Raw genomic sequence first — 9120 nt, 5'->3', positions numbered from 1 at the left:
TCGGCGTCAGCCGTGCAGGACGCGGTTGCTGCGCCGGGCGAAATAGAACCACTCATTGCCCGGTGTGGCGCCGGGATTCGGGAACACGATGAAGCCGTCGCGCTGGGCGCGCACTTCGCTGCCGTCCTCGCGCGTGCCGATCAGGTCACCGGCGGACACCGGGTCGAAGCTGGCCCAGGGGCGGGCGAAGGTGTCGCCGGCGTGCAGCCGGTCGATCACTTCGACCAGCTTCAGCAGTTCGCAGTCGGAGCGCGCGGGCGGCGGTGTCTCGTCGGTCAGACCGAGGTGGGCCAGCGTGTTGCGGATCGCCCGCCAGGCGAAGTCGGGTGCGGCCGGGTCTTCGTGCTGGCCGCATTCGAGCGTGATCGCGTAGCCGCCCAGGCGGCGCATGTATTCGGTGGTGCCGACGCCGTAGTCGGGGTCGGTGCTGAGCAGTTGCGCGCGCTCGGTCGGCGCGGTGCGCGCGAGCCGGGTGCGCACGCCGGCGGCATAGGTTTCGAGCCAGCCTTCTACCAGGCGACGCGCACCGAGTCGCAGCGCCATCGCCTCTTCGGCCGCGGCGTGGGCGAAGGGTTCGAGCGGGCCGCTGTTGTTCTGCGGGCCGAGCATGGCGAAGGGCTCGCCGCCGGTGTGGAAAGAATGCAGGTCGAGCAGCACCTCGTGCGCCGCCAGCAGCGGACACAGTGCGTTGGCGATGCGGTCCTCGTAGTCCTGTGGTGCGTCCTTCGGGCCGAGGTTGCGGTTCAGGTTGCGATCGCCAGCGCGCTGCTCGCGCAGATAGGCGAGCGGGTTGGTGACCGGCACGAAGGTGACCGAGCCGCGCAGGATGCGCAGCTCGCCGCGGTCGAGTTCGCCGAGGACGCGGGCGATGCCCTGGGTGCCGCAGGTTTCGTTGCCGTGCACGGCGCCGAGCACGATCAGTTTCGGACCGGCTTCGAGGCCGTGGTAGCAGTGGGTGCGCAGGCTGGTCAGGTTCATGAGCTGCAGGACAGTGCGGAACAGCCGGGCTTGTTGCGCGCCCATTCCGGGCGGCGGCCGGCGAGGTCGTCGAATTCCGGCTGTTCGTCGTAGGGGCGCTGCATCATCTTCAGCAGACGCTCGATCATGCCGGTGTCACCGGCGGTGGCATCGTCGATCGCGCGCTGGGCGAGCCAGTTGCGGACGATGTACTTCGGATTGGTGGCGTTCATGCGGGCGATGCGCGCGGCATCCGGCTCGCCGCCGGCAACCACGCGCTGCGCCCACTGCTGCAGCCAGTCGAGCAGGTCGCGGCCGTGCTCGGGCGACGGTCCTTCGCCGCTGTAGAAGGCTTCGTGCAGCGGTGCAAGCGCCGCCGCGTCGCCCGCGGCGGCAGCGGCGAGCGGCACGTCGGCGAGGCGGCGGAAGAAGATCGTGAAGTCGCACTCTTCGTGCTGCAGCAACTGGAACAGGCGGCTGCGCATGTCCTGGTCGGCGTCGTCGCCGGCTGCCGGCAGTGGCAGGCCGAGCTTGTTGGCGAGCATCGCGGTCCAGCCGTCGGCGAAGGTCTGTTCGTAGCCTTCGAGCGCGGCGTCGATGGCGTCGCGGTCGTCGATCAGCGGCGCCAGCGCGGCGGCCAGGCGGGTGAGGTTCCAGTAGCCGATCTGCGGCTGGCGGCCGTAGCAGTAGCGGCGGCCCTGGGCGTCGGTGGTGTTCGGCGTCCACATCATGTCGACGCCTTCGAGCCAGCCGTAGGGGCCGTAATCGATGGTCAGACCGAGGATGGACATGTTGTCGGTGTTCATGACGCCATGCACGAAGCCGACGCGCATCCAGTCCACCATCAGCGTCGCGGTGCGACGGCAGATTTCGGCGAACCATTCGGCGTAGGAGGTGATGCCGGGGTAGTGATGCGTCATCACCCAATCGGCGAGCTGGTGCAGCAGCGGCAGTTCCTGCTCCGAGGTCAGGATTTCGAAGTGGCCGAAGCGCACGAAGCTGGGTGCGACGCGGCAGACGATGGCGCCCGGTTCGTACTCCGGACGACCGTCGTAGAACATGTCGCGCACCACCTGGTCGCCGGTGGCGACCAGGCTCAGCGCGCGCGTGGTCGGAATGCCGAGGTGGAACATCGCCTCGCTGCACAGGAATTCGCGCACCGACGAACGCAGCACGGCGCGGCCATCGGCGCGACGGGAATAGGGCGTCGGGCCGGCGCCCTTCAGCTGCAGTTCCTGCCGCTGACCGTTGATGTCGAACATTTCGCCCAGCGTGATGGCGCGGCCGTCGCCGAGCTGACCGGCCCAGTTGCCGAACTGGTGGCCGCCGTAGCGCGCGGAGTAGGGCTGCATGCCGGGCAGCACGCGATTGCCCGCCAGCGCCTCGACCGCGGCGTCGACCCGCGCCGGGCGGGCGAGGCCGAGCTGGGCGCCGAGCACGTCGGACCAGGCCAGCAGTGCGGGTGCGGCCACCGGCGTCGGCGGCGTGAAGGTGTAGGACGCGTTGCGCACCTGGCGGGAGCGGATGAGGTCCGATGGATCCGCCGGCAGGCTGCGGACGAACAGGTTGTCGAACTCGATCTCGTCGAGTCGTTTGTGTGCGGCTGACATGAATGCGTTGGTACGTGCGGAAGACTGCATTGTGAGCGAAGCGACGGCGCGCGGGTTCAATCGTGATGAAGCGCGGACAGCCAGGCCTGCAGACGCGACTCGTCGATCCCCTGGGTGATGCACACGACGGTCGAGCCGCGGGCCGCGTCGGGCCAGGCGGGCAGAAGCGTCGGCGGGTAGAGCGCGTGCTGCACGCCCTGCACGACCAGCGGCCGCGATTCGCCGGCGACGTCGAGCAGGGCCTTCATACGCAGCAGGCCGGGGCCGGCGATGTCCGGCCAGGCGGCGAGCCAGGCGTCGATCCGCGCGCGCTGCAGCGGCTGCTCGATCAGGGTGCTGTCGGCCCTTACCGCGTGCGGCGCGGCGATGGTCGGCGGCGCGGCGCGGTAGCGCATGACGGCGGGCGGGTCGAACAGCGCCGGCCCGAGGCTGGCGCTCTGCAGGTCGAGCTGTGGCGCGAACGGGTTCAGCGCGGTCAGCGTCTGCCGCAGCGCAGCGACCGCGGCGGTGTCGGCGAGGTCGGTCTTGCTGATCAGCAGGCGGTCGGCGGCGGCGACCTGGCGCACCGCTTCCGGCCGCATGGCGAGCGTCGCCGCGGCGTGCGTGGCGTCGACCACGGTGAGCGTGCAGCTCAGCCGGTAGCGCTCGACCACGCGCGTGTCGGCGGCCAGCGTGCGCAGCACCGGCGCCGGGTCGGCCAGGCCGGTGGTTTCGATCACGATGCGCTCGAACTGGCGACGGCCGGCGCGGGCGAAGCGCCAGTGCGCGTCGCGCAGCGTCTGCGCGAGGTCGCCGCGCAGCGTGCAGCAGACGCAGCCGCTGGCCAGCTCGACCACGGTCTGGTCGGCGGTGTGCGTGACCAGCCGGTGGTCGAGCGAGGCCTCGCCGAACTCGTTCACGATGACCAGCGTGTCGGCCATGTCGGCGCGGGCAAGCAGACGGTTCAGCAGCGTGGTCTTGCCGGCGCCGAGAAAGCCGGTCAGCAGCACCACCGGCAGGCGTTGCGCGCTCATGCCGGCACGCCCTCGAGCAGGGCCTGGCGGGTGCGCGGGCTGGCCAGTTGCTGCAGCCACCAGTCGAGTGCACGGCCGCGCTGGCCGGCGCTGCGCCAGGCGATCGCGAAGCGGGCGACCTTGTCCTCGCCGGTCGCTTTCGCCACAAGCCGTCCGGCCTCGATGTGAGCGCGCACGCGCGCCTCCGGCAGGAAGCCGCAGCCGAGGCCGCGCAGCTGCGCGGCGATCTTCATGTCCAGCGTCGGCACCGTGAGTACGTCCTGCCCGGGCAGCAGATTGCGCGACACCGGCGACAGCTTCATCGCGCTGTCGGCGATGGCGACCGCGCGGTGCATGCGGATCATCGCTGGGTCCAGCGGTTCGGCGACGCGCGCCAGCGGGTGATGCGGCGCCACGACGAACACGAAGGGGATGTCGCCGAGCGCCTCGACCTGCACGCCGCTGACCCGTGTGTCGTCGGCGTCGACGCCGATGGCGAGGTCGGCGGCACCGGACAGCAGCGCTTCCCAGGTGCCGGACAGCACCTCCTGGCGCAGACGGATGCGCGTCGGCGGCGGCAGGCGCGCGGTGTCGCGCTGCGCGTAGAAGACGTCGACCAGATCGAGCAGCGTGTGCGGGCACAGCAGTGCGTTGGCGGCGATTGCCAGCTGGCCCTCCCAGCCGCTGGCGACGCGCTTGACGCGGCTGGCGACGGCGTCCATCTCCAGCAGCAGACGACGGCCCTCGACCAGCAGTTCGCGGCCGGCCGGCGTCAGCACGGCAGTGCGACTGGCGCGGTCGAACAGCAGCACGTCGAGCGCGTCTTCGAGCTGGCGCACGCTGTAGCTCAGTGCCGATGGCACCTTGCCGAGCACGCGCGCCGCTGCGGCGAAGCTGCCGGCTTCGTCGACGGTGGCGATCAGACGGATCGCTTCGGGCGTCAGCGGATGGTCGCGTTCGGACACGGTGGGGGCGATGTGCTCGTTCAAATAATTTGAATGATGATATCAGCGACGTGCCGCCAACGTCGATCTCCGCGTCGCCACAATTGACTCATCGACCAACACATCAAGGAGATGGGCAATGATCAGTCTGCGCAAATCTTCCGAACGCGGTTTTGACGACCACGGCTGGGGCCAGTCGCATTTCAGCTTTTCCTTCGCCGACTACTACGACCCGGCACACATGGGTTTCGGCACGCTGCGCGCGCTGATGGAAGACACGATAGAGCCGGCCGGCGGCTTCGGCACCCATCCGCACCGCGACATGGAAATTGTCACCGTGGTGCTGGCGGGCGAACTGACGCACCGCGATTCACTCGGCAATACCGGCGTACTGCGCGCTGGCGACGTGCAGCGCATGAGCGCAGGCAGCGGCGTCAAGCACAGCGAATTCAACCACGCGGCGACGACGCCGGTGCGCATGCTGCAGATCTGGCTGCTGCCGCGCTCGCGCGGCATCGCACCGGGCTACGCGCAGCAGCACTTTGCCGACAGCGCGCGGCAGGGCCGTCTGCTGCCGCTGGTGAATGCGGAAGGGCGCGACGGCGCGCTCACCATCCACGCCGACGTCGCGCTGTACGCGAGCCGCCTCGACAGCGGGCACGCCGCGCTCGCGCACCGCCTCGGTGCCGGCCGCAAGGCCTATGTGCACCTGATCGACGGCGAACTGACGGTGAACGGCCAGCGCCTCGAAAGCGGCGATGCGCTGCGCATCGAGCATGAAGACGAAGTTGTACTCGAACAGGGGCGTGGCGCACACGCGCTGCTGTTCGATCTGGGCAGTCATTCCACTACTGAAGGGAGAACAGCATGACGCAGGTTGCCATCGTTTATCACAGCGGCTACGGCCACACCCGCCGCATGGCGCAAGCGGTCGCCGACGGCGCGGCCGAAAGTGCGCAGGTGCAGCAGATCGAAATTGACGCCGAAGGCAATGTGCCGGAGTCGGCCTGGGCGACGCTGCTGGCTGCGGACGCCATCGTGTTCGGCAGCCCGACCTATATGGGCACCGTGTCGTGGCAGTTCAAGAAATTCGCCGACGCGAGCTCGAAGCCGTGGTTCACGCAGCAGTGGAAGGACAAGCTGGCTGCCGGCTTCACCAACTCGGCCTCGATGAACGGCGACAAGCACTCGACGCTGCACTACTTCATGACGCTGGCGATGCAGCACAGCATGCTGTGGGTCGGTACCGGCCTGATGCCGAGCAACAGCAAGGCGGCGACGCGTGAGGACATCAACTACGTGGCGTCCTTCGCTGGCGCGATGGCCGCTACGCCGTCGGATGCGTCGGTCGATGAAATGGTCGAAGGCGATCTGAAGACGGCGCGCCTGTTCGGCGCACGCATCGCGCAGCAGGCGGCGCGACTGGCGGCACGTTGAGCGGACGGAGCGTTTCCCCGGCGATCAGTACAGCTCGGGGAAACGTTCCAGCCAGGTCCACGCCACGGCAAGAACGATGGCGACGATGCCGGTCCAGGTGCCGGTGACGAAGCAGCAGGCGGCTGGAATCACCAGGCCGGCGAACTCGTCGAACATCATGCCGAAGGCGAACCAGAAGGCCGTGAACAGCAGCCACTTGACGATGAAGCCGGGCAGGTGGCGCCGCATCGAGCGGTTGTGACGGTAGCTCTGCACGCGCTCCATCGAGGAGCCGCGCGTACAGTCGCGGAAGTAGAGGAAGGGCCAGATGAAGCGCCACCACAGGCGCAGCATCGACTCCGGCTCGTGCGCCGGCTCCAGGCCCTGCTCGGGTGCGTGCTGTCCCATCTCGCGTCCTTCCGTCCTCGGTCCATCCGACCGGTTTTACGGCCGGATGGACGCGGGGTTGAGGCGACGCGCCGGTGGGCGGGCGGCGCCGGGTGATTACTTGATTGCGGCCTTCTGACGCAGTTCGTTCACGTGGGCAGCGATGGTCTGCTGCTCCAGGCGCTGGGCGATCTGCGGCTTAGCTTCATCATAGGACGGCAGCTTCAGGTCGCGCACGTCTTCCAGCTTGATGATGTGGTAGCCGAAGTCGCTGCGTACCGGTTGCGGCGTGAACTTGCCTTTCTCGAGCTTGACCAGCGCTTCCGAGAAGGGTTTCACATACTGCGCCGGCGCGCTCCAGCCGAGGTCGCCGCCGCGGTCCTTGGAGCCTGGGTCTTCCGAATCCTTGGCCAGATCCTCGAACTTCTCGCCAGCCTGCAGCTTGCCGATGATCTCCTTCGCCTTGTCCTCGGTCTTCACCAGGATGTGGCGTGCCTTGTATTCCTTGTTGCCCAGACCGGCCTTGATCTTCTCGTACTCGGCCTTGATCGTGTCCTCGGACACCGGGTGAGTGCGCATGTAATCCTGCAGATAGGCCTGGATCAGCACCGCCTGCTTGGCCAGTTCGGCCTGGTGCATCAGCGCGGCGTTCTTGTCCATGCCCTTGGCGGCAGCGGCCTGGGTCAGCACCTCGCGGCGGATCAGTTCCTCGCGCACGGCGCTGCGCAGCTGGTCGCCGTCCTGCTGGCCCTGGGCCACCTGGTTGCGGATCATGATGTCGGCGCGACCCTGCGGGATCGCCTTGCCATTGACCGTGGCGAGCACGCCTTCGGCCGGCGCGGCGGCGGGCGCTGCAGCCTTCTCCTTGGCCTTCTGCGCCATGGCGGGTGCGGCGAATGCGGTCATCACGGCGAGGGTCAGGACGGAAAGCGTGTGTTTCATCGATTTACCTTTCGGGTGGAATCCGGTTGCGGATTGCGTTGTGCCTGTCCGTCACGGCGCGGCGTTGTCGCCAGGTGCGCGTGCGACGATGGACAGGGCGTGGATGTCGCGCTGCATCAGGTCGCCCAGTGCAGCGTAGATGATGCGGTGACGTTCCATCGTGCGCCGACCGTCGAACTGCTCGGACACGATGGAAAGACGATAGTGCCGGCCGCCCGAACGCGCGCCGGCATGGCCGGCGTGCAGGTGCGACTCGTCGACCAGTTCGAGCGTCGATGGCGCGAGCGTTGCGAGACGTTCGCGTATCGTCGCTTCGAGCGCGGCGGCGTCGGTCACGACGGGAACACCTTGCGGAACGGCTTGACGGTCATCCGGGCGAACACGCCCTCGATCGTGTAGGGGTCTTCGTCCGCCCACTCCTGGGCCGCTTCCAGCGATTCGAATTCGGCGACGATGAGGCTGCCGGTGTAGCCGGCAGCACCCGGATCGACCGCGTCGACGGCGGGCAGCGGACCGGCGATCAGCAGCCGGCCTTCGTCCTGCAGGGCCTGCAGTCGGGCCAGGTGTCCAGGACGTGCCGCCATCCGCTTCTCAAGACTGTTGGGGACGTCTTCGCCCATCAATGCGTAGTACATGCAGTCCTCTATTGGATCAGGAATTCTTTTCTTCGATGTGACGCGACAGCATGAAACCCTGGGCCAGCACGAACAGGAACATCAGTCCCATGCCGCCGTAAAGCTTGAAGTTCACCCAGGCTTCCTCGCTGTAGCTGTAGGCCACGTAGAGGTTGAGCACACCCATCACGGTGAAGAAGGCGATCCACGACGCGTTGAGCCGCGACCACACGGGTTCGGGCAGTTCGACCTGTTCCTGCATCAGCGTGCGGATCAGGTTGCGCTTGAGGAAGAGAACAGACACCGTCAGCGTCAGCGCGAACAGCCAGTAGAGCACGGTGGGCTTCCACTTGATGAAGGTCGCGTCGTGGAAGAACAGGGTGGCGCCGCCGAACACGACGATGATGGCCAGACTCACCCACAGCATGGTGTCAACCTTGCGGCGGCGCGCCATCAGCCACAGCACCTGGCCTATGGTGGCGACGATGGCCACGCCTGTGGCAATCAATATGGGCGCCTGGCTGGCGACGATGCCTTGACCCAGCAGCTGGGTCGCCAGCGCATGCGAGGCTTCGGGCGACGCGCCGGCGAATTTGTAGGCTGCGAAGAAAAGCAGGACCGGCAGCAGGTCGAACAGGAATTTCATGGTCGCGGATTATGCCCGGTCGTTCGCAACAGTGTCCAACACACACATCCGGTAACACCGAAATCCGGCATGGAACTGGCTTGGCGATGAAAATGTTGCGGGAGGGCGCGAGAATTCATGAAGAAAGTCCGCATACCCGCTTGTGAAGCGCGCCCGGCCTCACTATCATCCCGTCAGGTTTTCCCGCGCGCCCTTGCGTACAACCAAGTAGGAGACTTAGATGAACAAAGCAGAACTGATCGAAGCACTCGCCAAGAAAGCCGATGTTTCCAAGGCCGCCGCCGGCCGCATGCTCGATGGTTTCCTCGAGTCCGTCACCACCGAACTGAAGAAGGGCGGCAAGGTCACGCTCGTGGGCTTCGGTACCTTCGCCACCGGCAAGCGCGCTGCCCGTACCGGCCGCAATCCGCGCACCGGCGCAACGATCAAGATCCCGGCCGCCAAGACTGCCAAGTTCACTGCAGGCGCAGCGCTGAAGAAGTCGATCAACAAGAAGTAAGCAACGGATTCGTTTCGCAGGCCTGCGTAGCGGGCCTGCGGATGGCGTGACGGTGGTGCATGCGCCGGCGCGGCCAGGGAAAGCGGGAGTGTCGAGTGACGACACTCCCGTTT

General features: G+C 67.4%; 12 protein-coding genes. 3 read left to right on the top strand and 9 right to left on the bottom strand.

Going from position 1 to position 9120, the window contains the following annotated elements; all coding sequences use genetic code 11:
• Nucleotides 1–6: 6 nt before the first annotated feature.
• Genes AC51BJ_RS13575 through AC51BJ_RS13560 form a run of 4 tightly spaced genes read right to left on the bottom strand, consistent with a single transcriptional unit; the run spans nucleotide 7 to nucleotide 4548 of the window.
• Nucleotides 7–978 carry a M14 family metallopeptidase gene (locus AC51BJ_RS13575; RefSeq protein ID WP_496280571.1) on the bottom strand — a complete coding sequence of 324 codons (972 nt, stop codon included), beginning with the start codon at nucleotides 976–978 and terminating at the stop codon, nucleotides 7–9.
• On the bottom strand, nucleotides 975–2567 hold the full coding sequence (locus tag AC51BJ_RS13570) for a protein adenylyltransferase SelO (RefSeq protein ID WP_496280570.1): 1593 nt from the start codon (nucleotides 2565–2567) through the stop codon (nucleotides 975–977). Before AC51BJ_RS13570 ends, AC51BJ_RS13575 begins: the two co-directional genes overlap by 4 nt.
• A 56-nt stretch (nucleotides 2568–2623) precedes the next feature.
• Nucleotides 2624–3580, bottom strand: a complete 957-nt coding sequence (locus tag AC51BJ_RS13565) for a CobW family GTP-binding protein (RefSeq protein ID WP_496280569.1) — start codon at nucleotides 3578–3580, stop codon at nucleotides 2624–2626.
• Nucleotides 3577–4548: a LysR family transcriptional regulator gene (locus tag AC51BJ_RS13560; RefSeq protein ID WP_496280568.1), complete on the bottom strand. Its 972-nt coding sequence runs from the start codon at nucleotides 4546–4548 to the stop codon at nucleotides 3577–3579. Before AC51BJ_RS13560 ends, AC51BJ_RS13565 begins: the two co-directional genes overlap by 4 nt.
• A 94-nt stretch (nucleotides 4549–4642) precedes the next feature.
• Between AC51BJ_RS13560 and AC51BJ_RS13555 the strand changes: the two genes are divergently transcribed.
• Together AC51BJ_RS13555 and AC51BJ_RS13550 are read left to right on the top strand one after the other, a co-directional pair.
• A complete protein-coding gene (locus AC51BJ_RS13555) occupies nucleotides 4643–5374 on the top strand; it encodes a pirin family protein (protein ID WP_496280567.1) in 732 nt (243 codons plus the stop codon).
• Nucleotides 5371–5940, top strand: a complete 570-nt coding sequence (locus AC51BJ_RS13550) for a flavodoxin family protein (RefSeq protein ID WP_496280566.1) — start codon at nucleotides 5371–5373, stop codon at nucleotides 5938–5940. Before AC51BJ_RS13555 ends, AC51BJ_RS13550 begins: the two co-directional genes overlap by 4 nt.
• A 24-nt stretch (nucleotides 5941–5964) precedes the next feature.
• Here the strand turns inward: AC51BJ_RS13550 and AC51BJ_RS13545 are convergent, their stop codons facing one another.
• The 5 genes from AC51BJ_RS13545 to AC51BJ_RS13525 all read right to left on the bottom strand — a co-directional run bounded on the left by AC51BJ_RS13545 (nucleotide 5965) and on the right by AC51BJ_RS13525 (nucleotide 8508).
• Nucleotides 5965–6327, bottom strand: coding sequence for a hypothetical protein (locus AC51BJ_RS13545; RefSeq protein ID WP_430433805.1), 363 nt, complete (start codon nucleotides 6325–6327; stop codon nucleotides 5965–5967).
• Between the two features lie 96 nt (nucleotides 6328–6423).
• Nucleotides 6424–7248 carry a peptidylprolyl isomerase gene (locus AC51BJ_RS13540; RefSeq protein WP_019918488.1) on the bottom strand — a complete coding sequence of 275 codons (825 nt, stop codon included), beginning with the start codon at nucleotides 7246–7248 and terminating at the stop codon, nucleotides 6424–6426.
• A 51-nt stretch (nucleotides 7249–7299) separates the two neighbouring features.
• On the bottom strand, nucleotides 7300–7584 hold the full coding sequence (locus AC51BJ_RS13535) for a BolA family protein (RefSeq protein WP_019918487.1): 285 nt from the start codon (nucleotides 7582–7584) through the stop codon (nucleotides 7300–7302).
• On the bottom strand, nucleotides 7581–7883 hold the full coding sequence (locus tag AC51BJ_RS13530) for a YciI family protein (RefSeq protein ID WP_496280565.1): 303 nt from the start codon (nucleotides 7881–7883) through the stop codon (nucleotides 7581–7583). The genes AC51BJ_RS13535 and AC51BJ_RS13530 overlap by 4 nt, the downstream gene beginning before the upstream one ends.
• 16 nt (nucleotides 7884–7899) lie before the next feature.
• Nucleotides 7900–8508, bottom strand: coding sequence for a septation protein A (locus AC51BJ_RS13525; protein ID WP_496280564.1), 609 nt, complete (start codon nucleotides 8506–8508; stop codon nucleotides 7900–7902).
• A 220-nt stretch (nucleotides 8509–8728) separates the two neighbouring features.
• On the opposite strand from AC51BJ_RS13525, the gene AC51BJ_RS13520 reads away from it, so the two are divergent.
• A complete protein-coding gene (locus AC51BJ_RS13520) occupies nucleotides 8729–9007 on the top strand; it encodes an HU family DNA-binding protein (protein ID WP_019918484.1) in 279 nt (92 codons plus the stop codon).
• The last annotated feature ends 113 nt before the right edge of the window (nucleotides 9008–9120 follow it).

It is taken from the genome of Methyloversatilis sp. S146-33, from assembly GCF_059552495.1.
Note: the sequence above shows the minus strand (reverse complement) of the source record. Positions and strands in the feature narration are given on the sequence as shown.